Origin of the sequence: Pseudomonas sp. DL (assembly GCF_047199225.1) — a bacterium.
Taxonomy (GTDB): Bacteria; Pseudomonadota; Gammaproteobacteria; order Pseudomonadales; family Pseudomonadaceae; genus Pseudomonas; species Pseudomonas aeruginosa.
Window position 1 is genome coordinate 5,768,375 of sequence record NZ_CP178323.1, and the last position, 25,672, is coordinate 5,794,046.

Here is a 25,672-nt window from a genome sequence, read left to right on the forward strand (position 1 = left end):
CAGGGCGCAGCCACTTTCAGGACAGCTCGGGAAAACTTCGTGGCGCTCGCCGCACGGGCGTGTTTCCCGGCCACGGCTAGGCCATACTTGGGGTTTGCGCGGGCCGAACTCAAGCGCGACGCCAGGGTCGAAACGGACTGGTCGACGCTTCGAGCCCGCCCATCCACCGTCGCAAAAGGAATCCCATGCGCCTTCTGAAATTCGCCGCCCTCGGCAGCCTGGTCGTTCTGCTGAGCGCCTGCCAGAGCCTCTTCAAGCCCGGCCTCGACGACCCGCTGCCCACCGAGCGCCTCGCCAGCGAGCACCTGAAGCCCGGCTGTCAGGGCGAACAGTGTCCCTTGGTAAACATCGACACCTTGAAGTTCCCCGACGAACCGCAGTTGGACCCGATCGTCGAGCGCGCCCTGCTGGAAATGACCCGGGAAAACAACGAAACACCCCTGCCGGCATCGCTGGCGGCCTACGAGCGGCAGTTCCTGGACAGCGCCGAGCCGGGCTGGAGCAGCTACCTGCAAGCCAAGGTGCGCGAACAACATGACGGTCTGGTGATCATCGAGCTTTCCAGCTACCTGTTCACCGGCGGCGCTCACGGCATGCCCGGTCGCGGCTTCATCAACTACGACCGCAGGCAGCACAAGGTGCTGAGCCTGCAGGACATGCTGGTTCCCGGCCAGGAAGAAGCCTTCTGGAAACAGGCCGAGCTGGCGCACAAGGCCTGGCTGCTGGCCAACAAGCTCGACCAGAACGCCGATTTCCAGAAGACCTGGCCGTTCCAGCGCACCCCGCACGTGGCATTGACCTTCGGCGCGGTGACGCTGAAGTACGACGCCTACTCCATCGCGCCGTATTCCTATGCCCACCCCGAACTGAAGATCCCGTATCCGCGCCTGAACGGCATCGTCAAGCCGAACCTGTTCCCCGGCCGCGGCTGACGCTTCCGACGCTCCGCAGCCCCTCGTCACGGCGAGGGGCCCCGTGGCGCGGCCTAGACCTGCCTGTAGATCACCGATCCTTCGTCCTTGAAGCGCGCCGCCTGCTCCTGGAAGCCGGCCTCGATGGCCTTGCTCTCGTCGGACAGGCCGTTCTCCTTGGCGTAGTCGCGAACCTCCTGGGTGATCTTCATCGAGCAGAACTTCGGTCCGCACATGGAGCAGAAGTGCGCGACCTTGGCCGAGTCCTTCGGCAGGGTCTCGTCATGGAACGCCCGCGCGGTGTCCGGGTCCAGGCCAAGGTTGAACTGGTCCTCCCAACGGAACTCGAAGCGCGCCTTGGACAGCGCGTTGTCGCGGATCTGCGCGCCCGGGTGGCCCTTGGCGAGGTCGGCGGCATGGGCGGCGATCTTGTAGGTGATGATCCCGGTCTTCACATCATCCTTGTTCGGCAGACCCAGGTGCTCCTTGGGCGTGACGTAGCAGAGCATGGCGCAGCCGAACCAGCCGATCATCGCCGCGCCGATGCCGGAGGTGATGTGGTCGTAGCCGGGGGCGATGTCGGTGGTCAGCGGGCCGAGGGTGTAGAACGGCGCCTCGTCACAGCACTCCAGCTGCTTGTCCATGTTTTCCTTGATCAATTGCATCGGCACGTGGCCGGGACCTTCGATCATCACCTGCACATCGTGCTTCCAGGCGATCTTGGTCAGCTCGCCGAGGGTTTCCAGCTCGCCGAACTGGGCGGCGTCGTTGGCGTCGGCCACCGAGCCCGGACGCAGGCCATCGCCCAGCGAGAAGCTGACGTCGTAGGCCTTCATGATTTCGCAGATCTCTTCGAAATGCGTGTAGAGGAAGTTCTCCTGGTGGTGCGCCAGGCACCACTTGGCCATGATCGAGCCGCCGCGGGAAACGATGCCGGTGACCCGCTTGGCGGTCAGCGGCACATAGCGCAGCAGCACGCCGGCGTGGATGGTGAAGTAGTCGACGCCCTGCTCGGCCTGTTCGATCAGGGTGTCGCGGAAGATTTCCCAGGTCAGGTCCTCGGCGACGCCGTTGACCTTCTCCAGCGCCTGGTAGATCGGTACGGTGCCGATCGGTACCGGGCTGTTGCGCAGGATCCACTCGCGGGTTTCATGGATGTGCTTGCCGGTGGACAGGTCCATCACCGTGTCGGCGCCCCAGCGGATACCCCAGGTGAGCTTCTCCACTTCTTCCTCGATCGAGGAGCCCAGCGCGCTGTTGCCGATGTTGCCGTTGATCTTCACCAGGAAGTTGCGGCCGATGATCATCGGCTCAAGCTCGGTGTGGTTGATGTTCGCCGGAATGATCGCGCGGCCGCGGGCGACTTCCTCGCGGACGAACTCGGGGGTGATTTCCTTCGGGATGTTGGCACCGAAGCTGTGCCCCGGGTGCTGCTGGTCGAGCAGGCCGGCGGCCCGGGCTTCCTGCAGCTTCATGTTCTCGCGGATGGCAATGTATTCCATCTCCGGGGTGATGATGCCTTTCTTCGCGTAGTGCATCTGCGAGACGTTGGCGCCCGGCTTGGCCCGGCGCGGCGTGCGCACGTGGGCGAAGCGCAGGGCGTCGAGGCTGGCGTCGGCCAGGCGGGCCTGGCCGAACTCGGAGGTCAGGCCGGGGAGGATCTCGGTGTCGCCGCGCTCGTCGATCCAGCGCGAACGCACGTCAGGCAGGCCCTTGCGCAGGTCGATGCGGACCTCAGGGTCGGTATACGGGCCGGAGGTGTCGTAGACGAACACCGGCGGGTTTTTTTCGCCGCCGAAGGCGGTGGGGGTGTCGGCGAGGGAGATTTCCCGCACCGGGACGCGGATGTCCGGGCGCGAGCCGGTCAGGTAGACCTTGCGCGAGTTCGGGAAAGGCTGCGTCGACTGGCGGTCGAGCTGCTCAAGGCGGGTGATGTTGTTCTTCTGCGTTGCGCTCATCGATGGCTCTCCTGGGTGATTGTCGGGAGAACCTGGCACGCGGGGCCACCGGGACTGGTGGCGAGAAGGACGCGCCGGCAAGGCAGGCATGGCGCGGACATCTTGTTCCCTACGCGGGTTGCTGCGGTCCGCGCGAGGCGGAACCGGACGCTAGCCCGATCAGGTTCAACGGGATCCGGAACTATCCGATCTCAGCCCCTCGTATAGGGCACCCCGACAAGAACCCCGGCAGTCTAATCAACACCGGCGGGATACGCCAACGGGAAAACGCCCCGCCCGACCGGCAGTCATGGTCCAGTCCGGCGCCCTCTCGCCAGGGAAGACGCAGATCCCCGCACGTTCGCCGGCACATCGATCCGGACTGGCTCTTCGATCAGTTGCCGCGCAGGTGCCTTGACCGCCACCGGTAGCGACCTTAGCCTTGCCCCACCTCGCATCTTTTCCAGGACGAACGAATGCTGCGCAGACTCTCCCTGGCGGCCGCCGTGGCCGCTGCTACCGGTGTCGCCTGGGCCGCCCAGCCGACCCCGCTGCCGACCAAGACCGACCTGATCAGCGTCTACAAGGAAGCCGTCGACAACAACGCCGACCTCGCCGCCGCCCAGGCCGACTACCTGGCGCGCAAGGAAGTGGTGCCCCAGGCCCGCGCCGGCCTGCTGCCGCAACTCGGCGCCGGCGCCCGCGTCGGAGACACCCGGATCGCATTCGACGAGCGTCCGGCGACCGTCAAGCGCAACAGCCAGGTCGTCCAGGCCACCCTCAGCCAGCCGTTGTTCCGCGCCGACCGCTGGTTCCAGTGGCAGGCCGCCAAGGAAACCAGCGACCAGGCCCGGCTGGAATTCTCCGCGACCCAGCAGGACCTGATCCTGCGCAGCGCCGAGACCTACTTCACGGTGCTCCGCGCCCAGGACAACCTGGCCACCAGCAAGGCCGAGGAAGCCGCCTTCAAGCGCCAGCTGGACCAGGCCAACGAGCGCTTCGACGTGGGCCTTTCCGACAAGACCGACGTGCTCGAGGCCCAGGCCAGCTACGACACCGCCCGCGCCAACCGGTTGATCGCCGAACAGCGCGTGGACGATGCCTTCCAGGCCCTGGTGACCCTGACCAACCGCGACTACAGCGCCATCGAGGGCATGCGCCACACCCTGCCGGTGGTGCCGCCGGCGCCGAACGACGCCAAGGCCTGGGTCGACACCGCGGTGCAGCAGAACCTGCGCCTGCTGGCCAGCAACTACGCGGTCAACGCCGCCGAGGAAACCCTCCGCCAGCGCAAGGCCGGGCACCTGCCGACCCTCGATGCCGTGGCCCAGTACCAGAAGGGCGACAACGACGCCCTCGGCTTCGCCAACAGCGCCGCCAATCCGCTGGTGCACTATGGCAAGTATGTCGACGAGCGCAGCATTGGCCTGGAACTGAACATCCCGATCTACAGCGGCGGCCTGACCTCCTCCCAGGTCCGCGAGTCCTACCAGCGCCTCAACCAGAGCGAGCAATCCCGCGAAGGCCAGCGCCGCCAGGTGGTGCAGGATACCCGCAACCTGCACCGCGCGGTGAATACCGACGTCGAGCAGGTCCAGGCGCGGCGCCAGGCGATCATCTCCAACCAGAGTTCGCTGGAAGCCACCGAGATCGGCTACCAGGTCGGCACCCGCAACATCGTCGACGTGCTCAACGCCCAGCGCCAGCTGTACGCCGCCGTGCGCGACTACAACAACAGCCGCTACGACTACATCCTCGATACCCTGCGCCTGAAGCAGGCGGCCGGCACCCTCAGCCCGGCCGACCTGGAGGCGCTCAGCGCCTACCTGAAGCAGGACTACGATCCGGACAAGGACTTCCTCCCGCCGGACCTGGCCAAGGCCGCCTCCGAGCAGTTACAGAGCAAGCCGCGCCAGCAGTACTAGCACGAGCCAAGACGCCCCCGGTCGGGGGCGTCTTCGCTTGACTGGCCTGGCGCGCGTCGCCCGGGTCAGCGCGCCAGCGGCTGGAGCAGCGCGTCGAACTGCTCCAGCCGCGGGAACCGCAGGGGTACATCCTGCTCGAGATTTTCCAGCCGCGCCCGGTAGGCGCGCAGGAAGTTGCCGCGCGCTTCCTCGCTGATGTATGGCACGTGCCAGGCGACGAAGGGCTCCAGCACCTGCATGCCGACATAGGCCAGGGTGCCGCGCAGGATCGGCCGCAGCATGTCCTCCAGCGGTCCGTGGATGGCACCCTCGCCGAACATGTGCTGGCGCCCGCCCAGGGTCAGGCTGACCAGCGCCTTCTTGCCGGCCAGGCCACCCTGGTCGTAGAAGCGCTTGCCGCCATAGCAGACCCCGGACACCAGTACCCGGTCGAACCACCCCTTGAGGATCGCCGGCACCGAGAACCAGTAGATCGGAAAGTTGAGGATCAGCAGGTCGGCCCACAGCAGCTTGTCCAGCTCGGCCTGGATGTCGGCGGCCAGGCTCTGGCGCTTGACGCTCTCGCGCTGCTCCAGGGCGTACACCAGGTAGTCGGGATCGGCGCGCTCGGCGAAGTCGGCGGCACTGGCCACCGGATTCCAGTTCATCGCGTAGAGATCCGAGACCTGCACCGCGTGGCCCTGGCCTGCCAGGGTCTCGCATGCCTGGTCACAGAGCGCGCGGGTGAAGGATTGCGGTTCGTTGTGGGCGTGGACGATCAGTACGTTCATCGTGGTTTCCGAATCGTGGTGACCGGCCGCATCGCTCGCGGCCGAGGGGTTCAGGCCTGGCCGAGCAACTCGGCGGCGCACAGCGCAATGCGCCGACAGGCTTCGCGCAGCGGTTCGGCGCCCAACACCAGGCCGAGGCGGATGTGACCGGCGGCGCTCGGGCCGAAGGCTTCGCCGGCGAGCACCGATACGCCATGGCGGTCCAGCAGGCGGTCGGCGAAGGCCTGGGCGGAAAGTCCGGTGGGACGGATGTCGACCATCACGAACATGCCGCCGTCCGGGCGTAGTGGACGCAGGCCGGGGCTGTCGGCCAGGCACTCGATTACCAGGTCGCGGCGGCGGCGGTAGGCCTCGCGCATCGCCTCCAACTCCGGCAGCGGCGCTTCCAGCGCGGTGCAGGCGGCATCCTGGATGAATTCCGGCGAGCCATAGAGCATGCACAGGGCGAGGTTCTCCAGGTGCGCGCAGAGTGCTGCGGGACCGACCACCCAGCCGACCCGCCAGCCGGTCATGGCGTGGGATTTCGACAGGCTGTTGAGGGTCGCGGTACGGTCGGCCATCCCCGGCAGGCTGGCCGGGCTGACGTGCTCGCCGTCGAACAGCAGTTCGCTGTAGACCTCGTCGGAGATCATCCACAGGTCATGGGCCATGCACAGCTCGGCCAGGGCTTCCCAGGTGGCCCGCGGCAGGCTGGCGCCGGACGGGTTGTGCGGGCTGTTCAGCGCCATCGCGCGCGTGCGCGGGGTGATCAGTGCGGCGACCTCCTCGGCCTGCACGCGGAAGCCATTCTCGGAGCGCACCGGCACCGGCACCACCCGCGCGCCACAGGCGCCGAACACCGCTTCGTAGGTGACGTACATCGGCTCGGCGACTATCACCTCGTCGCCCGGATTCAGCAGGCACTGCACCACCGCGTACAGCGCGCATTGGGCACCTGCCAGCACCACCACCTGCTCCGCGTCCACCGCCTGGCCGCTGCGCCGCCGGTGGCGCTCGGCGATGCGCTGGCGCAGGGCGCGCTTGCCGCGCACGTCGGCGTAGTGGGTGTTGCCGGCCAGCAGGCTGTCGATGGCCGCCTGGACGATGGGCGCCGGGGTCTCGAAGTCGGGGTCGCCGACCGACAGCAGGAGGATTTCCTCGCCCTGCTCGACCCGCGCCAGCGCGCGATAGTGGATGTCCCAGGCAGCGGCGCCGTCGCCGGCGATACGTTGAGTGAAGTCGGAATAGCGCATGGATGCTCTCCTTGTCCGGCGGTCAGCGCGCGCAGGCGTGCCGCAGTTCGATCAGGGTCACGCCGGGCTGCCCGAAGCCGGCGCGCAGGTCGCGCTCCAGTTCGTCCAGGTCCTGCGGCTGGCGCACCGCGCAACCGTAGGCGCGGCCCAGCAGGGCGAAGTCGGGGTTGCGCGGCAGCACGCCGACCGGCTCGATGTCCAGGCCGAGCATGTCGTCGCGGATCTGGCCGAGCGCGTCGTTGTTCCACAGTAGCACCACCAGCGGACTGTCCAGTTCCTCGCTGGCGGTGGCCAGTTCCTGCGCGGTGTAGAGGAAGCCGCCATCGCCGACCAGCACCAGGCCCGGGCGCTGCGGGGCGCCGAGCTTGGCGCCGATGCCGGCCGGCAGGCCGTAGCCGAGGGTGCCGTAGCCGGTGGGATGCAGCCAGCTGCGCGGCGCTCGGCTGGCGAACGCGTAGTTGCCGGTATAGGCCAGTTGGGTCATGTCGGTGCTGACGAACGCATCGGCCGGCAGCGCGGCGGCGATCCGGTCGAGGATCGCCTGGTGCAGCGCCTGCAGCGGCGCGTGTGCCGCGCGGATCTCCGCGCGCAGGCGCGCCACCCTCGCGGCGGCCGGCGCGGCGTCGCGGGCCTCCTGCGGCAGGCGCGCCAGCAGCGCCTCAAGGGTCTGCCGGGCATCGCCCCTGAGCGCTACGGCAGAGGGATAGAAGTCGTTGAACTTGCGCGGGTCGATATCGACGCGGATCAGTTCGCCGGACAGCGGCAGGCGTTCGCGCCAGAAGTCGGTGTCGGCCATCTCGGTGCCCACCGCCAGCACCAGGTCGGCCTCGGCGATCATCTCCCAGCCCGGCGCTACGCACAGGCTGGCCCCGGCGTTGAGCGGCGCGTCCGGCGGCAGCAGGCCCTTGCCGGCGACGCTGGTGAACAGCGGCGCGGCCAGGCGCTCGCTCAGCGCGGCAAGCGCATCGCCGGCCGCCAGCGCGCCGCCGCCGGCGATGAGCATTGGTCGCCGGGCCGCAGCCAGGCGCTCCGCCGCCGCCCGCAATGCCTCGCTGCACGGCACACCACGACCAGGGCGGCGCGCCACGGCAGCGCTCCAGTCATGGGCCACCGGCGCGGCAAGCACGTCGAGCGGGATCGAGATATGCACCGGGCGCGGACGCTCGCTGTCGAACACCGCGTAGGCCCGGGCGATCAGTTCGGGCAGCTGTTCCGGGCTCAAGGCCAGGGCGGAGAAGGCAGTGATCGGCGCGGTCATGGCACGCTGGTCCTGGGTCTCGTGCAGGCAGCCCCAGCCCTTGCCCAGGCTGGCGCTGTGGTTGACGCTGGAAATCACCAGCAGCGGCACCGAGTCGGCGTAGGCCTGGCCGATGGCGGTGGCGACGTTGGTCACGCCCGGCCCGGTGATGACGAAGCACACTCCCGGCTTGCCGCTGACCCGCGCATAACCGTCGGCCATGAAGCCGGCGCCCTGCTCGTGGCGGGTCAGCACGTGGCGGATGCCGCTGCCCGGAAGTCCGCGGTACAGCTCCAGGGTATGCACGCCGGGGATGCCGAAAACGGTATCCACGCCGTAGTTGGCCAGCAAGCGGACCAGGGCCTGGCCGGCGGTGAGGGTCTTCTGTGGTTGCATGGGCAATATCCTCGTCCAGTTCGGCGACCATCGGAGTCGCCGTTCGCGCCGCAGCGCTCTTGCTCCCATTCCCACAAGCGGGAGGGGGAGCCGTCGTGTCCCCCCGGCCTTCAGCCATTGGCGAGCCGGATCAACGCATCCACCGCCAGCGCTCCCTCGGCATCCGCCAGCAACGGATTGACGTCCAGCTCCAGCAAGCGCTCGGCATGTTCGCAGGCGAATTCGGCGACCGCGCGGATCGCCGCCACCAGGGCCTCCATGCACACTGCCGGGCGACCGCGGAAGCCGCTGAGCAACGGCGCGCTGCGCAGGCTCAGCAGGGCATCGCGGATCGCCGCGTCGGTGGTTGGCAGGAGCAGGCTGCGACTGTCGCGCAGCAGCTCCACGAGTATCCCGCCGGCACCGATCACCAATGCCAGGCCGAAGCCCTCCTCGCGCTTGACCCCGACGATCAGCTCGGCCAGCGGCGCGCCAGCCATGCGCTCCAATAACACACGCTCGAAGACCAGTTGCGGCGCGTGCCGGGCCAGGCTTTCGCGCATGTCGAACAATGCCGCCTCCAACGCCGCCTCGTTGCGCAGGCCGAGCGCCACGCCACCGGCCTCGGTCTTGTGCGGCAGTGCGGCGCTGACCGCCTTGAGCACCAGCGGGAAGCCGAGGTCGAGGGCCGCTTCGCGGGCCTGGCCGGGGGTGCTCAGCACCCCCTGGGGCAGTGGCAGGCCGAAGGGTTTCAGCGCCTGCTTGGATTGCCACTCGTCGAGCAGGTAGCCGTCGCCCGCCAGCGGCCCTGGGCAGATCGGCACCAACGCCGCCTCACCGCGCTCCAGCAGCGCCGCGCGGCGCTGGCGGTAGCGGGCGATCCGTCCCCAGGCGGCGAGACCATCCTCGACGCCCTGCAGCGCGGCGACGCCCTCGCCGTGCAACAGCTCGCGGGCCCGGGCCGGCAGCAGTTCCGGGAACGCCGAGGCGATGAAGCCGACTTTGCCGTGGCGCTTCAGCGCGGCGCAGTAGCGTTGCAGAAGCAGGTCGCACTGCGGCCGCTCGCCGGTTTCCTCGCCCGGATAGTCGAGCACCAGCAGGGCGGCGTCGGCAGGGCTGCGCAAAGCGCTGTCGAGCATTTCCTCCAGGGCCGCGGCATCGCCCCAGATGGCGGTGGTGAAGTCCAGCGGGTTGGCGATGTTGGCGTAGTCGGGCAGCACCCCGGCCAGTTCGTCGCGCTGTCCGGCGTCGAAAGACGGCAACCCCAGGCCGTTGCGCTCGGCGTAATCGGCGATCAACCCGGCGTCGCCGCCGGAACAGGCCAGCGCGACCAGGCTCGGCCCGCCAGGCAGGTGGCCGCAGGCGGCGGCCTTGAGGGTTTCGACGAAGCTCACCGGGCCGCTCACGCGGATCACCCCGAGGCGCTCGAACAGGCTGTCGTAGAGCGCGTCGGAACCGGCCAGGGAACTGGTGTGGCTGAGCGCAAGGGCCGCGCCGATCTTCGACACCCCGGTCTTCAGGGCGATCACCGGCACGCCTTTCTGCAACGCCTTGTAGGCCGCGCGGGCGAACCCCGGGACGTTCTTCAGCCCTTCCAGATGCAGGCCGATGGCAGTCACCCGCGGCTCGTCGAGCAGCACGTCCATCAGCTCGGCGATGCCCAGCTGCGCCTGGTTGCCCACCGATGCCATATAGGCCACCGGCAGCGAACGGTCGCTCATCGACAGGTTGTAGGCGAAGTTGCCACTCTGCGTCAGCACCGCGACGCCCCGCTCCACCTGCCGACCGCCATGTGCCACCGGCCATAGCGCGGCGCCGTGCAGGTAGTCGAGCAAGCCGTAGCAGTTCGGGCCGAGCAGCGCCATTTCGCCGGCGGCGGCCAGCAGCCGGCGTTGCACGGCCAGGCCCTGTTCGCCGGTTTCGGCGAAGCCGGAGGCATAGCAGATCGCCCCGCCGGCGCCTTTGGCGGCGAGCGCGGCGACCGCGTCGAGGGTCAGTTCGCGGTTGGTGGCGACGAACGCCGCGTCCGGGCCGCACGGCAGGTCGGCGACGCTGGCCACGCAGGGTACGCCTTCGAGTTCGGCGTGCTGCGGATTGACCAGCCACAACTGGCCGGCGAAACCGCCTTCGGCACAGCGTTTCAGGGCACGCGCCATGCCACGGCCGCCAATGAAGGCGAGATGCCTGGGTGCCAGCAGGCGCTTGAGGTTTTCACGATTCATGTCGGTTCTCGATTCGGAACATGGCAGCCTTCCCCTCTCCCCTGGAGGAAGAGGGGAGCCAGGACTTCAACGCAGCAACGGCCGCAGCAGTTCGCGGGAAACGATGTGCCGCTGGATTTCCGAAGTGCCCTCCCAGATCCGTTCGATCCGCGCGTTGCGCCAGATGCGCTCGACCGGTCCTTCATCCATCAGGCCCATGCCGCCGAAGATCTGCACCGCTTCGTCGGCGACCTTGCCGAGGGTCTCGCTGGCGAACAGCTTGGCCATGCCGGCCTCGCCGTCGGTCATGGTGCCCTGGTCCATCTTCCAGGCGGTGTGCAGGGTCATCAGCTCGGCGGCACGGATCTGCGTGGCCATGTCGGCGAGCTTGAAGGAAACGCCCTGGTAGCTGCCGATCGGCTGGCCGAACTGCTTGCGATCGGCCGCCCAGCGCAGCGACAGGTCGAGGGCGCGCTGGGCCTGGCCGACGCAGTTGGCGGCGACCATCACCCGTCCGGCGGTGAGCCAGGCGTTGGCCACTTCCCAGCCCTTGCCGACCTCGCCGAGCACCTTGGAGGCCGGCACCCGGCAATCGTCGAAGAAGATCTCGTAGGTGTGGTAGCCACGGTTGCTCACGCATTTCGGCCCGCGGCGCACGGTCATCCCGGGCGTGCCCTTGTCCACCAGGAAGGCGGTCACCGCGTTGCGCTTGCGGCCGTTGTGCTCGTAGCTGTCGGTGACGGCGAAGACGATGGCGAAGTCGGCGTGCCCGGCGTGGCTGATGAAGTGCTTGCTACCGTTGATCACGAAGGCGTCGCCGTCGCGCACCGCGCGGGTCTTGATCGAATTGGCGTCGGAGCCGGCGCCCGGCTCGGTGAGGGCGAAGCAATCGGTCTTTTCGCCCTGCACGCAGGGCAACAGGTAGTCGCCGAGCTGTTCTCCGGTGCAGGCCATGAGGATCTTCGAGGGCCGCGCGACGAATACGTGGAGGGCCCAGGAGACCTTCGACAGCTCGCGTTCGACCAGCGCCTGGGACAGGTAGTCGAGGCCGCCGCCACCCACTTCCTCGGGCATGTTGAAGGCATAGAAACCGGCGGCGAGGGCCTTGCCGCGAATCTGTGCGGCCAGCTCCGGCGACACCGCGTCGGCGCGGTCGACATCGTCCTCGTGGGGCAGCAGTTCCTTCTCGACGAAGCTGCGCACCGCCTCGACCAGCATGTCCTGTTCCTGGGTCAGCCTGAAATCCATGGGAATCACCTGCTCGGCGCCTAGCGCCCGCTGAATTGAGGGGAACGTTTCTCGGCCACGGCGCGCAGCGCCTCGGCGGCATCCTCGCTGCGCCCGCAGAGCAGCCCGGCGGCCTGCTCGGCACGCAACTGCTCGGCCAGCGAGCGCCCGGCGCCGTCGCGCAGCAGGCGCTTGGTCTGGGAGAAGGCGAAGGTCGGGCCGCTGGCGAGACGCGCAGCGAAGGCGACGACCGTCTCAACCAGGCGCTCGTCGGCGACCACCTCGCCGACCAGTCCGGCGCCCAGGGCGCGCTCCGCGCTCCAGGCTTCGTCGAGGAACAGCAGGCGCTTGGCCGCCTCGCTGCCAAGCAGCCGTGGCAGATGCCAACTGGCGCCGGCGTCCGGGCAGTAGGCCATGCCGGTGTAGCCGGCCTTGAAGCGCGCCGAGGCGGCGGCGATGCGGAAATCGCAGCACAGCGCCAGGTCCATGCCAGCGCCCACGGCGCTGCCGTTGACGGCGGCGACTGTGGGTTTGTCGAGGGCGTGCAGGCGCCCCATCAGGGCGTGGGCGGCCTCGGTCCATCCATAGCTTTCCAGCTCGCCACGGGCTTCAGCCGCCGCCCATTCGGCGAGATCGGCCCCGGCGCAGAAGCTGCGTCCGCTGCCGCCGAGGACCACGGCGCGCACTGCCGGGTCGCGCTCGCAGGCATCGAGTCGGACGTGCAGGGCCTCCAGGGTGGGGATATCCAGTGCATTGCGCTGTTGCGGACGATTCAGGACGAGCCAGGCGATCCCGGCTTCGACCCGAGTCTGCAATGGGGAAAGGTCAGTCATGCGGCCCTCGTTCTTATTGTTGGTTGATGGCGATCGCGGCTTTCAGACAATACTAAACACTCGTTCAACAAGACCACAATCCACCCATTCGGGTGTATGTAACGGCCCTGCGGCAGGCGCAAAGCCACACGCCATGCGATCCGACGAAAAGCGGCGAAGGCCCGCGCGAGCCGGCTGTTACAACTTCGAACAAACCAACCAGGCGAAAACGAAAACGCCCGCCGGATGCGGCGGGCGTCGGGTCCTGCGAATGGCCGTTCAGCCGGCCCGTCCCAGGGCGGGGTCGCCCAGTCCCTGCGGCTGCCGGCGACGAACCACGTAATAGGCCAGGTAGCAGGCGGCGATGAAGCCGAAGCCCCAGTACAAGGACGGCCGCTGGGTGGGATCGAGGGCGAGGAAGACGAACAGCGAGCAGCACACGGCGATGCAGGCCAACGGCACCAGCGGGAACAGCGGCGCGGCATATTTCAGCTCGGCGACCGTGCCGCCGCTGGCCATGTACTCGCGGCGGAAGCGGTATTGGGCGTAGGCGATGACGATCCAGGTGACGGTGCCGGACATCCCGCTCACCGCCATCAGCACCATGAACAGGGTGTCGGCGGCGACCACGCTGGTCAGCAACGAGAGCAGGGCGAAGCACAGGGTGATCAGCAACGCGTAGAGCGGCACGCCGCGCGCGCTGAGCTTCGACAGGCCGCGCGGGGCCATGCCGGTCCTGGACATCGCCCAGAGGATCCGCGTCGAGGCGTACAGGCCCGAGTTGCCTACCGAGAGGATGGCGGTGAGGATGACGAAGTTCATCAGGTCCGCCGCGTAGGGAATCCCGACCATGTCGAACACCTGCACGAACGGGCTTTCCATCAGCCCGGCCTGTTGCCAGGGAATGATGGCGGAAAGCACGACGATGGCCAGCACGTAGAAGATCAGTACGCGGAACACCACGTTGCGCACCGCCCGCGGGATGCTCTTCTCCGGTCGCTCGGTCTCGCCGGCGGCGACGCCCATGATCTCGCAACCCTGGAAGGCATAGACCACCGTCATCATCACCGCGAACACCGCCGACAGGCCGTTGGGGAACAGCCGCTCGCCGACCAGGTTGGAGAACATAGGCGCCGGCGCACCGCTCTTCAGTTCGATACCGCCGAAGATCACCAGCCCCCCGACCACGATGAACACCAGGATCGCCGCCACCTTGATCCCGGCGAACCAGTACTCGGCCTCGCCGAAGGCGCGGGTCGCCAGGGCATTGAGGGAGAACAGCACGACCACGAAGAAACCCGACCATAGCCACACGGGCACCTCCGGGAACCAGCGGGTCATGAGCATCCCGGCCGCGGTGAATTCCAGGCCTACCGTGGAGGCCCAGCTCATCCAGTAGACCCAGCCGATCATGAAGCCAGTCGCCGGGCCGATGAAACGCGTCGCGTGAGCCTGGAACGAACCGGAGACCGGCATCTGCACCGACAGCTCGCCGAGGCAGACCATCACCAGGTACATCAGCACCCCGGCCACCAGGTAGGCCAGCACCGCGCCGGCCGGGCCGCCCTGGTTGATGGTCACGCCGGAGCCCATGAACAGCCCGGTGCCGATCACCCCGCCGAGGGACAGCATGAAGATGTGGCGGCTCGCCAGGGCCCGGGTGAGTTGCAGCCTTTCCTTGCCGTCAGCCATGGCGCACCTCCGGATGAGGGTACGCGCAGGGGTCTTCGAGATGGCTCATTATTCTTGTCTCCACTCTGTCAGAGGCCGTGTCTTGCGCACGGATGAGCGGATTATTGGCGGCGGATGTAAGACGCCGTTGAACGCGCGGATCGAAGATGTAAAAAGCTGTAAGGAAGTTGTTCGCCGCGCCGCTCAACCGGCCGCTGAGTCGGCTTCGCCGAGGAAGCCGGCGCGGCGCAGGGCTTCGGCGCCGTCGCGGCGCAGGCTACCCAGGCGTGCGCCCCAGGCTCGCGGGTCGACCCCGGCCGCGCCCAGGGCCTCGCGCTCCAGCTCGCCCAGGCCGGCGCCGAGCGCCACCAGGCCCATGGAGTGGCAGCTTCCGGACAGGCGATGGGCGATGTTCGCCGCCTCGGCCAGGTCCGCCTGGTCCAGGGCTTCGGCCAGCAGCGGCAACTGCTCGTCCAGGCTTCCCAGCAGGTTGCCCAGCAGTCCGGCGAGCTTGTGCCGCCCCAGCAGGCGGCGGTGGGTCTCGAGCATTTGCCGGTCCAGCGCGGCGTCCACCGCAAGCGCAGGCACGCTGGTGCCGACCTCGCCCAGCGCGCGGCGCAGCTCGTCCATCCGCAGGGGCTTGCCGAGCACGCCCTGCATACCCGCGGCGAAGTACCGACGCACCATGTCCGGCTGGATGCTGGCGGTGAAGGCGAAGATCGGCGTGGCGCGGTTCAGGCCGTCGAGCTGCCGGCGAATCCCGGCGCAAAGCTCGAGGCCAGCCATCCCCGGCAGGTGCATGTCCAGCAGGATCAGGTCGAAGCGCCGCTGCCGGCACAACGCCAGGGCCGGCCCCGCGTCCTCGGCCAGCATCACCCGGTGGCCGTCCCGCTCGAGCAGGCCCTGGGCCACCTCGCGGTTGAGCGCCACGTCCTCCACCAGCAGCACCTCCAGCGCAGACACCGATGCCGCCGGCGGCGTCGCGCCGGACAAGCTCGCCAGCGCCAGCTCGATCTCGAACCAGAACGTGCTGCCCTGGCCGACCCGGCTTTCCACGCCGATCCGCCCGCCCAGCGCTTCCACCAGCCGCTTGCTGATCGCCAGGCCCAGGCCGGTTCCGCCGTAACGGCGGGTCACGGCGTCGCCGCCCTGGGTGAAGCGTTCGAAGATGCGTTCGCGCATTTCCTCGGGAATGCCGATTCCATCGTCCGCGACGCTCAGCCGCAGTCGCTCGCTTCCTGCGCTGCGCACCAGCCGCTCGACGCGAACGCGCACCTCGCCGGCCTCGGTGAACTTCACCGCGTTGCCCAGCAGGTTGGTCAACACCTGGCGCAGGAACTGCTCGGCGCCGCGATGGCCGTCATGAACCTGCGGGTCCAGCCACAGGTCCAGCCGCGTGGCGTTCTCCCGCGCCCGCGGTTCGAGCAGGGTGAGGACATCCTCGAGCAGGCTTCGCAAGGAAAAGTCCACCGCTTCCGGCACATCCGGCGCTTCCTCCAGCCGGGCGAAGTGGAGGACCTCGTTGAGGATCGCCAGCAGTCCCTCCCCCGCTGTCGCCAGTGCCCGCAGGCGCTGGCGGTCACGCTCGCCGAGCGATGCCTCGCGCAGCAGCTCGGCCATGCCCAGGATGCCGTTCAGCGGGGTACGGATCTCATGGCTCATGGTCGCGAGGAAACGGCTCTTCGCGCGGTCGGCGGCTTCCGCCTGGTCCTTCGCCCGACGCAGGCTGGCGGTGCGTCGCTCGACCTGTCGGCGCAACTCGTCGCGATCGGCATCGCGCCGGCGGCGGTCGGTGCGCAGGGCCTGGCGCATGTCTTCCAGGGCGGCGGCGACGGCGTCGATCTCATCGCGCTCGCGGTCCACCTTGTCCAGTCGCAGCGGCTGTTGCAGGTCGCCTTCGGCGATATGCCCGGCGAACTCGGACATGCGCCACAGATGGCGAGTGACCAGGCTGTGGAACAGCCAACTGAGGGCCACCGCCAGGCCGCAAAGGAAACTGCCCATCCACAAGAGGCTGGCCAGGCCGCCGGAAACCAGCCGGCGATAGACCGCCGCCAGGTCGATGGCGATCTCCAGCTCGCCCAGTTGCCGACGCTCGCCCCCCGGCGGCTGGTAGCTCAAGGGAAAGCGCTCGACCCGCAGCATGCCGCGTGGACGCTGGTCGCCCTGCAACAGGTTGAAGTCGGCGCTTTGCAGGCTGACACGGGCGATGTCGGGGAAATCCCCGAGGCCGCGCAACTGCACGTTCAACTGCTCCTGGTTGAGATCCCACAGGCTGCGCTCGAAGCTGGCCAGGTAGCCGCTGCGGATCAGTTCCAGGCGCGCCTCGATCTCGCGCATTTCGCGGCGGTATTCGAAGAACAGCTGCACGGCGCCGGCGAGGACGGTGAAACACAGGCTGAACAGCAGCACCCGCCACAGCAGGCGCCGCGCCAACACTCCGCCGTGGCCGCTCACCAGGCGTCCGCGCGGTTGCCGGCAAGGCGCCGATAGTCGCGCACGCTGTCGTCCAGCCAACGCTGGATGCTGCCGTCGTCGCGATAGCCACGCAGGGCCCGGTCGATCTCGTCCATCTTCGCCGCCAGCGGCGAGTGCCGCGAGACCGCCACCCGCAGGTAGTCCACCGTCAGCGGTTCGGGCAGCGCACGGATGTTCTCGCCGCCGGCCAGGCGCTCGGCGAACAGCGTGCCGGTGCGCCGTTCGTGGGCGATGTAGTCGATGCGCTGGCGCACCAGCTTGCCGAAGTTCTGTCGGCTGTCGGAAACCCATTCGACGTTGCCGTGGCGGCCGACGAAGCGGTCGAAGTCCGCCCCGTAGCTTTCGCCGAACAACAGCCCGCCGCGATAGCCGGCGAGGTCGCCGAGGGATTGGATGCGCACCGGCCGCTGGCGGTTGTAGAAGATCGCCACCTCCTCGCGCAGCACCGGCTCGGCGGAAAACGCCAGGTCGCGATCGCGCGCGGGCGTGCGGTAGGCCAGTATCAGGTCGACCCGTCCGGCGGCGGCGTCGAGCAGGCAGCGCCGCCAGTTGCCCAGCACCACCACCTCGACCCGGTAGCCCAGCGCGCCGAACAGCCGCTTCACCAGCTCCGGCGCCAGCCCCCGGACCTGCTGGCCGTCGCTCCAGGAGATCGGCGGGTATACCGGATAGTCGCAATAGCGGATGGTCTCCGCAGCCTGTGCCAGGCCGCCCAGCAGCCATCCGCAGAGCGCCAGCCAGCAGGCCTGCATGGCTCAGGCGTCGCTGGCCGCGGCGGTGAACAGGTAGCCGGCGCCGTGGATGGTGATGATCAGTTGCGGTTCGGCCGGGTCGTCGCGCAGCTTGCGACGCAGGCGGCCGACCAGCACGTCGATGGAGCGATCGCTGGGCAGCCACTCGCGGTTGCGGATCTGGTCCATCAACTGGTCGCGGCTCAGGGTATGCCCGCTGTTGCGCAGGAAAGCGCCGAGCAATTGGAATTCGCCATGGGTGAGCAGGGTTTCGTTGCCCGCGTGGTCGATCAGGCGGCGCCGGTCGGCGTCCAGCAGCCAGTCGCCGAACTGCCTGAGGGCCTGCCGGGCGGGGCCGGCGCTGGCCTGGGCATGGCGCACCCGGCGGATCAGGTTCTTCGCCCGCGACACCAGTTCGCGCGGGTTCAGCGGCTTGATCACGTAATCGTCGGCGCCGCACTCCAGGCCGACGATGCGATCGATCTCGTCGTTGCGCCCGGTGATCAGGATGATCCCCACCTCGGAGCGCACCCGCAGCTCGCGGGTCAGGGTCAGGCCGTCCTTGCCGGGCAGGCGGATGTCCAGCAGCACCAGCTCGACCGGCTGGCCGAGATGGGCGCACTCGGCAAGGCAGGCTTCCGCCTGCTCGGCGTTGCCGGCGCAGAGGACGTCATAGCCCTCCTCGCCGAGATAGGCCTGGAGAAGCTCACGAATCACCGGGTCGTCGTCGACCACCAATACGCGCGGAACCATCGCCATCACCTTGCGCCTCCGGCGGGCCGGGGCGTTTCTTGTTCTGGGTTGTCGGACGGTGGGCGGAAGGGGCCGGGGCGCCTTCCGCTGCCAGCAGCAGCCTATCCACTACTGAACGAACGATCAACAAGCTTCCATCGCACGCCGGAAGCGGCGATGGGCGCCCGCCTCCAGACCATCCACCCAGGCCTCGCAAATCTGCACGCCCTGCCGCGGCGTGAAGGTCGCGGGATTCAGCCCAGACTCCAGCCACAGCCCGTCGAGCAGGGCGCTGAGGCTGATGGCCGCCAGTTCCGCGTCGAAGTCCGCCCAGCCGCCCTCCTCCGCCAGTTGCCGCAGCACGCCGACCAGCAGCGCCCGGTACTCGCCATAGGAATGGTCGTGGACCCGCCCGATCGCTTCGATGCTGCCCACCGCACCCCAGAACGCCAGCCAGGCGTCGAGCAATTGCGGATCGAGCAGCTCGGCGGAGAAGGATGCCTCGAAGAACGCCGAGAGCCGCGGGCGGGCGCCGCCCGGCGCGGTGTCGATGGCACCGCGGAGCAGGCGCATGACGCGTCCGGTGACCGCCAGGTAGGCCTCGGCCACCAGCGCGTCCTTACCATCGTAGTGGTGATTGATCAGGCCCACCGATACCCCGGCCTCGGCGCAGATCTTGCGCACCGAGGCGCCCTGGAAGCCATGCCGCTTCAGGCAGGCCAGGGTCGCCTCGATCAGCAGCGCCTTGCGCTGCTCTGGCTCCAGACGGGAAAAGCGCACTTCCTGGTTCATCCTTTCGCGGCTCCTGCTCGTCGCCCGCGACCACCGGCGGGCAGCCCCGATGATCGCAGGTTACGTGGCGCCCGTCTCACTGGCTGGCCCAGGCGTTGAAGCGCTCCTCCAGCTCCTCGCCGTGCTCGACCCAGAATTCGTCGTCCATCGCCAGGCCCTGCTCCAGGTTCGCCGGCGCGGTCGGCACCCAGCTCGCCAGTTGCGCGGGCAGGCGCTGGGCGGCCTGGCGGTTGGTCGGCCCGTAGGGAATGTTCTCGACGTAGCGCACCTGGGCATCCGGGGCATTGGCGAAGGCGATGAAGCGACGCGCCTCGGCGCCGCGCTTCGAACCCTTGACCACCGCCCAGTAGTCCATGCCGTACAGGCTGCCCGGCCATACCAGGGCCAGGTTGCGCCTCGCGCGGTGGGCGTCGGCGATGCGCCCGGTGTAGGTGGACGTCATCACCACGTCGCCGGCGGCCAGCCACTGCGCCGGCTGCGCTCCCGCCTCCCACCACTGGATGTAGGGCTTGAGCTGGCCCAGCTTGGCGAAGGCACGGTCGGCACCGGCGCGGGTCGCCAGCAGCGGATAGACCTGCTCGCGTGGCACGCCGTCGGCGAGCAGGGCGAACTCCAGGTTGTAGATCGCCCGCTTGCGCAGGCCGCGCTTGCCGGGGAAGCGCTGGACGTCCCAGAAGTCGGCCCAGGACGCCGGCGGCTGTTGCAGCCGGTCGGCGTCGTAGCCGATCGCCACGCCCCAGACCAGCGCGGCGGAACCGCATTCCTGGGCGGCATTGGCGATCAACTGCTGCTTGCCGCCGATGGCCTGCCAGTCCAGACGCTCGAACAGGCCGTCGTCGCAACCGCGCGCCAGATCCGGCCCCTCGACCTGGACCAGGTCCCAGTCGGCGTGACCGGTATCGGCCATCACCTTGATCCGGGCCATCTCGCCGTTGTACTCGCTCTGCACTACGGGAATCCCGGTCTGCTGCGTGAACGGCTGGAAGAACGCCACCTCCTGGGCCTTCTGTCCGGCGCCGCCGTAGCCGACCACCACCAGGCCATCATCGGCCTGGACCGGCGCGAGGCCGCCGAACGCCAGCAGGACGGCGCCGAGCAGGACGCGGCAAGGAAAAACCGGGTGCGGACGGGCGCTGGCCGCGCGGCGCAACGGAAAGGAACGGTTCATGTGCGTCTCCTCTTGTTCTTGTTGTGGAGTGGATCGCAGCGAGCCGCCGGGAAGCGGCCACGGGACAGAAACTATCCAGTCGATTTTAAAAAAACAAGTTGATTTTTTACTGATGGTAAATTCATATCCTGTTTCTGAAGCGCGCCGCGAGAACAACAAGAAGGACGCCAACCGTGAATTTCCCGCACCTGTTCAGCCCCCTGGAAATCCGGGGCAAACGCCTGAAAAACCGCATCATGTCGAGCGGCCACGACACGTCGATGCTTACCGACAACCTGGTCAACGAGCCACTCGTCGCCTATCACCGCGCCCGGGCCCGCGGCGGCGCCGGACTGATCGTCATGCAGGTGGCGGGGGTCCACGACAGCGCGCGCTACACCTCGCACGTGCTGATGGCCACCGACGATGCCTGCATCCCCGGCTACCGGCGGGTCGCCGAGGCCTGCCACGCCGAAGGCTGTGTGGTGCTGTCGCAGATCTTCCATCCCGGGCGCGAGATCATGGAGTCCGCCGACGGCCTGCTGGCGGTGGCCTATTCCGCCTCGGCCTCGCCCAACGAACGGTTCCGGGTGATGCCGCGCGAACTCGACCAGCCGCTGATCGACGAGATCGTCGCCGGCTACGCCGCCGCCGCGCGCCGCCTGCACCAGGCTGGACTGGACGGGGTGGAGGTGGTCGCCAGCCACGGCTACCTGCCGGCGCAATTCCTCAACCCGCGGGTGAACCGCCGCACGGATGGCTACAACGGCGACCTCGATGCCCGCCTGCGTTTCCTCCGCGAAGTGCTGGCGGCGGTGCGCGCGGCCACCTCCGAGGACTTCATCGTCGGCCTGCGCCTGTCCGCCGACGAGCGCGACCCCGAGGGTCTCAGCGAAAGCGAGTCGCTGCAGGCGGCCGAGGCGGTCCAGGGCGAGCTGGACTACCTGCACATCGTCGCCGGCACTTCGGCCTCCCTCGGCGGCGCCATCCATATCGTCCCGCCGATGGCCATCGAGCCGGCCTACCTGGCCCGCGAAGCCGGTACCTTCAAGGCGCGCCTGGCGATCCCGCTGTTCGTCACCGGGCGCATCAACCAGCCCCAGGAGGCCGAGGCCATCCTCGCCCGAGGCCAGGCCGACGTCTGCGGCATGACCCGCGCGCTGATCTGCGACCCGCAGATGCCGAACAAGGCCGAGGCCGGGCGCAGCGACGACGTGCGCGCCTGCATCGCCTGCAACCAGGCCTGCATCGGACATTTCCACCGAGGCTATCCGATCTCCTGCATCCAGCACCCGGAAACCGGCCGCGAGCTGACCTACGCAACGCCCAATCCGGCCTCGCGGCGCAAGCGCGTGCTGGTCGCCGGCGGCGGCCCGGCGGGGATGAAGGCGGCGGCGGTGGCGGCACAGCGCGGACACGAGGTAGTGCTCTGCGAGGCCGGCGCCCAGCTCGGCGGCCAGGTCAACCTGGCGCAACTGCTGCCGCGCCGCGCGGAATTCGGCGGCGCCTCCACCAACCTGCAACGGGAGATGCAACTGGCCGGCGTCGAGGTACGCCGCAACACGCCGGTCGACCGCGCGCTGGTGGAGCGCGAACGGCCGGACCTGGTGATCGTCGCTACCGGCGCCGAACCCTACTGGCCGCCTTTCGAGCGCGGCGGCGAGCTACAGGTGGTGGATGCCTGGCAGGTGCTGCGCGGCGAGGTGCGGGTCGGTCGTTCGGTGCTGGTCACCGACTGGCGGGGCGACTGGATCGGCCCCGGTATCGCGGAAAAGCTTGTACGCGAGGGCCACCAGGTGCGCCTGGCGGTGAACGGCACCCACTGCGGCGAGAGCCTGCCGCTGTATGTGCGCGACCAGTTGGCCGGCGAGCTGCACCGCCTGGGTATCCCGGTCACGCCCTACGCCCGCCTGTACGGCTGCGACGATACCACGGTGTACATGCAGCACAGCGCCAGCGGCGAGGCGATGCTGTTCGAGGAGGTCGATACCCTGGTGCTATGCCAGGGCCACCAGCCGGTGGACCGCCTGGCCGACAGCCTGCACGGCCTGGCGGAGGTGTTGCGGATCGGCGACTGCCTGGCCCCCCGCACCGCCGAGGAGGCGATCTACGAAGGGCTCAAGGCCGCCTGGAGCATCTGAGCGGCGCGGCCGCGGCTCCCTCGACGGGTCCCGGCCCAGCCCCTAGAATGCCGCAAACGCAGCCAGGACCCCGCCGCATGCCCCGCCCGTCACCGCCGGACGCCACCGACACGCCGCGCAGCGAAACGCACTTCCTCGGCACCCGCATCCGCGGCCTGCGCAAGCGCCGCGGCCTGACCCTGGCCGAGCTGGCCGCACAGAGCGAACTCACCGCCGGCTACATCAGCCAGTTGGAACGCAACCTGGCGTATCCGTCGATTCCGGCGCTGTTCAACATCGCCCGCAGCCTCGGCGTGACCATCCAGTGGTTCTTCGCCAGCGAGGCCGCGGTGGACCCGGCGGACGCCGGCTATGTGGTGCGGCGCAACACGCGCATGAGCGTGCATTACGAAGACGGCATCATCGACGAACTGCTCACCCCGCAGCCCAGCCGCCAGTTGGAGATCCTCCACTCGCGTTTCCCGCCGGGCACCTACAGCCAGCAGAGCTACAGCCATGAGGGCGAGGAAGCCGGCTACATCCTCAGCGGAATCTTCGAACTCTGGGTCGGCGACCGCCATTTCCAGCTCCGCGAGGGCGACAGCTTCAGCTACTCCAGCCAGGAACCGCATCGCTACGGCAACCCGGGCGACAGCGATACCCTGGTGCTCTGGGTGATCACCCCGCCGACGTTCTGAAACGCCCTGTCGCGATGCAGGGCCAGGGGAGGGCCGACGGGGCGAGCTCTACCCGCCGCGCCCGAGCAACCGCGCCAACCCCGCCAGCAGCCGCTCCAGGGCGCCCTGGTTGTTGCGCAGCACCTTCTCTCCGGCAGTGGCCATGGCCGTCGCGACCTCCGGCTGCGCCCACAGGCGCGCGAGGCCGTCGCACAGCTCGCCGGCATCCGTCACCTCGAGCAGCGCCCCGGCGTCGCGCAATTGCGCGGCGATGTCGAGGAAGTTGAACAGGTGCGGACCGGCGAACACCGGCTTGCCCAGGGCCGCCGGCTCCAGCAGGTTGTGCCCGCCGTTGGGCACCAGGCTGCCGCCGACGAAAGCGATGTCGGCCAGGGCATAGAGGAACAGCAGCTCGCCCATGGTATCGCCGAGCAGCACCTGGGTCGCGCGTGCCACCGGCTCGCCGCCGGAGCGCCGGACCGTGGCGAAGCCTTCGCGGCGGCATAGCTCGTGGACGCCGGCGAAGCGTTCCGGATGGCGCGGCACCAGGATCAGCAACGCGTCGGGACGCGTTTCCAGCAGGCGCCGGTGGGCTGCCAGGACGATCTCGTCCTCGCCGGCATGGGTGCTGGCGGCGATCCACAGCGGTCGCGCCGTCGCGTCCCATTCCTCGCGCAGGGCGGCAGCGGCCAGCGGCAGCTGCGGGTCGATGCGCAGGTCGAACTTGATCGAGCCGGTCACGCTGATGCACTCAGGACGCGCGCCGAGACGACGGAAGCGCTCGGCCTCGGCCTCGGTCTGCACGGCGATCCAGGACAGCTCGGCGAGCATCGGCCGGGTCAGCCCGGCGAAGCGCGCGTAGCCACGCGCCGAGCGCTCGGACAGGCGCGCATTGGCCAGCGCCACCGGGATCCCGCGCACGGCGCAGGCATGGATATGGTTGGGCCACAGCTCGGTTTCCATGATCACCGCCAGGCGCGGCCGCACCCGGTCGAGGAAGCGCGCCGCCGCCCAGGGCAGGTCGTAGGGCAGGTAGCAGTGCCGGACCTGCTCGCCGAACAATGCGCGGATGCGCTCCGAGCCGGTCGGGGTCATGCAGGTGACGGTGACCGGCAGCTGCGGATGGCGCTCCAGCAGCGCCCGCACCATCGGCGCGGCGGCGATGCTCTCGCCCACCGAGACGGCGTGCACCCAGATGCCGCCGGGCGGCACCTCGGGCAAGGACAGGGAAAAACGCTCGCCGATGCGCTTGGCATAGGCCGGCGCCTGGCGCGCGCGCCACCACAGGCGCAACGCCACCAGCGGCAAGCCGAGGTGGAACAGCAGGGTATAGAGGGTACGGTTCATGGGCGCGCAGCTTAGCAAAACTCCCGCCGACCGGCTCAGCCGATGGCGCGCAGGTGGCGGGTGAAGGTTTCGCCGAGCCAGGCCGCCGCCGGGCCGAGCACCTCGTTGCGCCGCCAGACCAGTTCGACCACCAGCGCCGGCGGCGTCCAGTCGCTGGTCAGCTCCACCATCAGCCGGTCGTAGGTGGGGTACTGCACCACGTGCCGCGGTAGCCAGGCCCAGCCGAGGTTGCGCATCAGCAGCTCGGCCATGGAATAGAAGCTGTCCAGCCGCCAGACCTGCGGGCTGATCTGCTCGCCGCCCGGATAGCCGCTCTGCTGGGGCACGATCAAAAGTTGCCGGTGCTGTGCCAGCTCGCGGCGACTGACCCGTTGCAGCCCGGCCAGCGGGTGGCCGGCACCGCACACCGTGACCATCTCGACGCTGCCGAGGCGCCGCCGCTCCAGCGACTCAGGCATGCGCTCATGGTGGAACAGCAGGCCGAGGTCAGCCTGCTCCTCGAGCAAACGACGGGTGACGTCACCCTGGCCGCCGCTGGACACCTGCACCTCCAGACTGGGAAAGCGCTGCGCCAGCGCTTCCAGGCTGTCCAGCACCGGCTGGTAGGGCATCGCCTCGTCCTGGGCCAGGCGCAGCCGCGGCTCCTCGCCGCGCGCCAGCCCCAGCGCGCGCCCCTGCAGGCGCTCGCACTGGCGCAGCACCTCGCGCGCCTCCGCCAGCAGCACCCGGCCCTCGTCGGTCAGGCGCGGCTGGCGTCCGCTGCTGCGTTCGAACAGGGTGACGCCGAGGTCCGCCTCCAGCAGCGCGATGCCGTTGCTCACCGCCGATTGCACCCGCTTCAGTTCGCGGGCGGCGGCAGAGAACGACTGGCGCTCGGCGACGCTGACGAACAGGCGGATCTGCTCCAGGTTCCACTGCATAACCTATCTCCAATACAGATAGGTAACGACTTTATCCCATCCGCCGGCTCCCTAGAATGGCCGCAGTTTCCGGAGGACCCCACCATGACCAACTATCTCTACCTCGCCATCGCCATCGCCGCCGAAGTGGTCGCCACCACCTCGCTGAAAGCCGTCGCCGGATTCAGCAAGCCACTGCCGTTGCTGCTGGTGGTGGGCGGCTACGTGCTCGCCTTCAGCATGCTCGTGCTGGTCATGCGCACCCTGCCGGTCGGCGTGGTCTACGCCATCTGGTCCGGGCTCGGCATCGTCCTGGTCAGCCTGGTGGCGATGTTCGTCTACGGCCAGCGCCTGGACCCCGCCGCCCTCCTCGGCATCGGCCTGATCATCGCCGGCGTGCTGGTGATCCAGTTGTTCTCCCGCGCTTCGGGGCACTGAACGACCGTCGCGG

Annotated in this window: 20 protein-coding genes and 1 riboswitch; of the genes, 5 read left to right on the forward strand and 15 right to left on the reverse strand. The window is 68.9% G+C overall.

The window, feature by feature from the left end; genetic code table 11:
* Positions 1 to 185: 185 nt before the first annotated feature.
* Positions 186 to 932 (forward strand): RsiV family protein, encoded by a 747-nt coding sequence (locus tag ACI766_RS26985; RefSeq protein WP_058010649.1) that lies wholly within the window; start codon positions 186 to 188, stop codon positions 930 to 932.
* Positions 933 to 985: 53 nt separating this feature from the next.
* On the opposite strand, the gene thiC is transcribed toward ACI766_RS26985, so the two are convergent.
* Complete coding sequence (thiC, locus tag ACI766_RS26990) at positions 986 to 2,869, reverse strand: phosphomethylpyrimidine synthase ThiC (protein WP_003095696.1); 1,884 nt, start codon at positions 2,867 to 2,869, stop codon at positions 986 to 988.
* Between the two features lie 89 nt (positions 2,870 to 2,958).
* A riboswitch (TPP riboswitch) is annotated at positions 2,959 to 3,095 on the reverse strand.
* Between the two features lie 229 nt (positions 3,096 to 3,324).
* Here thiC and opmH point away from each other — a divergent pair.
* Positions 3,325 to 4,773, forward strand: coding sequence for an efflux transporter outer membrane subunit OpmH (gene opmH / locus ACI766_RS26995; RefSeq protein ID WP_009877184.1), 1,449 nt, complete (start codon positions 3,325 to 3,327; stop codon positions 4,771 to 4,773).
* Between the two features lie 65 nt (positions 4,774 to 4,838).
* Here the strand turns inward: opmH and ACI766_RS27000 are convergent, their stop codons facing one another.
* The 12 genes from ACI766_RS27000 to ACI766_RS27055 form a co-directional block, all read right to left on the reverse strand.
* Entirely contained in the window at positions 4,839 to 5,543 is a 705-nt protein-coding gene (locus ACI766_RS27000; protein WP_003102071.1) for an NAD(P)H-dependent oxidoreductase, read from the reverse strand.
* Between the two features lie 50 nt (positions 5,544 to 5,593).
* On the reverse strand, positions 5,594 to 6,775 hold the full coding sequence (gene aruH, locus ACI766_RS27005) for an arginine--pyruvate transaminase AruH (RefSeq protein WP_003146311.1): 1,182 nt from the start codon (positions 6,773 to 6,775) through the stop codon (positions 5,594 to 5,596).
* A gap of 22 nt (positions 6,776 to 6,797) precedes the next feature.
* Complete coding sequence (locus tag ACI766_RS27010) at positions 6,798 to 8,477, reverse strand: 5-guanidino-2-oxopentanoate decarboxylase (RefSeq protein ID WP_003146313.1); 1,680 nt, start codon at positions 8,475 to 8,477, stop codon at positions 6,798 to 6,800.
* A gap of 41 nt (positions 8,478 to 8,518) precedes the next feature.
* On the reverse strand, positions 8,519 to 10,609 hold the full coding sequence (locus ACI766_RS27015) for an acetate--CoA ligase family protein (RefSeq protein ID WP_003114528.1): 2,091 nt from the start codon (positions 10,607 to 10,609) through the stop codon (positions 8,519 to 8,521).
* 66 nt (positions 10,610 to 10,675) lie between these two features.
* Positions 10,676 to 11,836: an acyl-CoA dehydrogenase family protein gene (locus ACI766_RS27020; protein ID WP_003095708.1), complete on the reverse strand. Its 1,161-nt coding sequence runs from the start codon at positions 11,834 to 11,836 to the stop codon at positions 10,676 to 10,678.
* Positions 11,837 to 11,856: 20 nt separating this feature from the next.
* Positions 11,857 to 12,648, reverse strand: coding sequence for an enoyl-CoA hydratase/isomerase family protein (locus tag ACI766_RS27025; protein WP_012614620.1), 792 nt, complete (start codon positions 12,646 to 12,648; stop codon positions 11,857 to 11,859).
* A 258-nt stretch (positions 12,649 to 12,906) separates the two neighbouring features.
* On the reverse strand, positions 12,907 to 14,319 hold the full coding sequence (locus ACI766_RS27030; RefSeq protein ID WP_003116157.1) for an amino acid permease: 1,413 nt from the start codon (positions 14,317 to 14,319) through the stop codon (positions 12,907 to 12,909).
* A gap of 183 nt (positions 14,320 to 14,502) precedes the next feature.
* Complete coding sequence (locus tag ACI766_RS27035; RefSeq protein WP_016253973.1) at positions 14,503 to 16,755, reverse strand: ATP-binding protein; 2,253 nt, start codon at positions 16,753 to 16,755, stop codon at positions 14,503 to 14,505.
* The gene (locus tag ACI766_RS27040; protein ID WP_003114534.1) at positions 16,752 to 17,528 is read right to left on the reverse strand and encodes a substrate-binding periplasmic protein; all 777 of its coding nucleotides are present in this window, start codon (positions 17,526 to 17,528) and stop codon (positions 16,752 to 16,754) included. Before ACI766_RS27040 ends, ACI766_RS27035 begins: the two co-directional genes overlap by 4 nt.
* A 3-nt stretch (positions 17,529 to 17,531) precedes the next feature.
* The gene (aruR, locus tag ACI766_RS27045; RefSeq protein ID WP_003095718.1) at positions 17,532 to 18,266 is read right to left on the reverse strand and encodes a two-component system response regulator AruR; all 735 of its coding nucleotides are present in this window, start codon (positions 18,264 to 18,266) and stop codon (positions 17,532 to 17,534) included.
* A gap of 117 nt (positions 18,267 to 18,383) precedes the next feature.
* Positions 18,384 to 19,031 (reverse strand): TetR family transcriptional regulator C-terminal domain-containing protein, encoded by a 648-nt coding sequence (locus ACI766_RS27050; RefSeq protein ID WP_003114535.1) that lies wholly within the window; start codon positions 19,029 to 19,031, stop codon positions 18,384 to 18,386.
* A gap of 76 nt (positions 19,032 to 19,107) precedes the next feature.
* Positions 19,108 to 20,199 carry an ABC transporter substrate-binding protein gene (locus ACI766_RS27055; protein WP_023122402.1) on the reverse strand — a complete coding sequence of 364 codons (1,092 nt, stop codon included), beginning with the start codon at positions 20,197 to 20,199 and terminating at the stop codon, positions 19,108 to 19,110.
* Between the two features lie 173 nt (positions 20,200 to 20,372).
* Here ACI766_RS27055 and ACI766_RS27060 point away from each other — a divergent pair, with 173 nt between their 5' ends.
* Together ACI766_RS27060 and ACI766_RS27065 are read left to right on the forward strand one after the other, a co-directional pair.
* A complete protein-coding gene (locus tag ACI766_RS27060) occupies positions 20,373 to 22,319 on the forward strand; it encodes an FAD-dependent oxidoreductase (protein WP_023122403.1) in 1,947 nt (648 codons plus the stop codon).
* 77 nt (positions 22,320 to 22,396) lie between these two features.
* A complete protein-coding gene (locus ACI766_RS27065; RefSeq protein WP_003095727.1) occupies positions 22,397 to 22,996 on the forward strand; it encodes a helix-turn-helix domain-containing protein in 600 nt (199 codons plus the stop codon).
* A gap of 48 nt (positions 22,997 to 23,044) precedes the next feature.
* On the opposite strand, the gene waaA is transcribed toward ACI766_RS27065, so the two are convergent.
* Together waaA and ACI766_RS27075 are read right to left on the reverse strand one after the other, a co-directional pair.
* The gene (gene waaA / locus ACI766_RS27070; protein WP_023086703.1) at positions 23,045 to 24,322 is read right to left on the reverse strand and encodes a lipid IV(A) 3-deoxy-D-manno-octulosonic acid transferase; all 1,278 of its coding nucleotides are present in this window, start codon (positions 24,320 to 24,322) and stop codon (positions 23,045 to 23,047) included.
* 35 nt (positions 24,323 to 24,357) lie between these two features.
* On the reverse strand, positions 24,358 to 25,242 hold the full coding sequence (locus ACI766_RS27075) for a LysR family transcriptional regulator (protein ID WP_003114539.1): 885 nt from the start codon (positions 25,240 to 25,242) through the stop codon (positions 24,358 to 24,360).
* An 84-nt stretch (positions 25,243 to 25,326) separates the two neighbouring features.
* On the opposite strand from ACI766_RS27075, the gene ACI766_RS27080 reads away from it, so the two are divergent.
* Positions 25,327 to 25,659 (forward strand): DMT family transporter, encoded by a 333-nt coding sequence (locus ACI766_RS27080; protein ID WP_003095735.1) that lies wholly within the window; start codon positions 25,327 to 25,329, stop codon positions 25,657 to 25,659.
* Positions 25,660 to 25,672 lie beyond the last annotated feature (13 nt).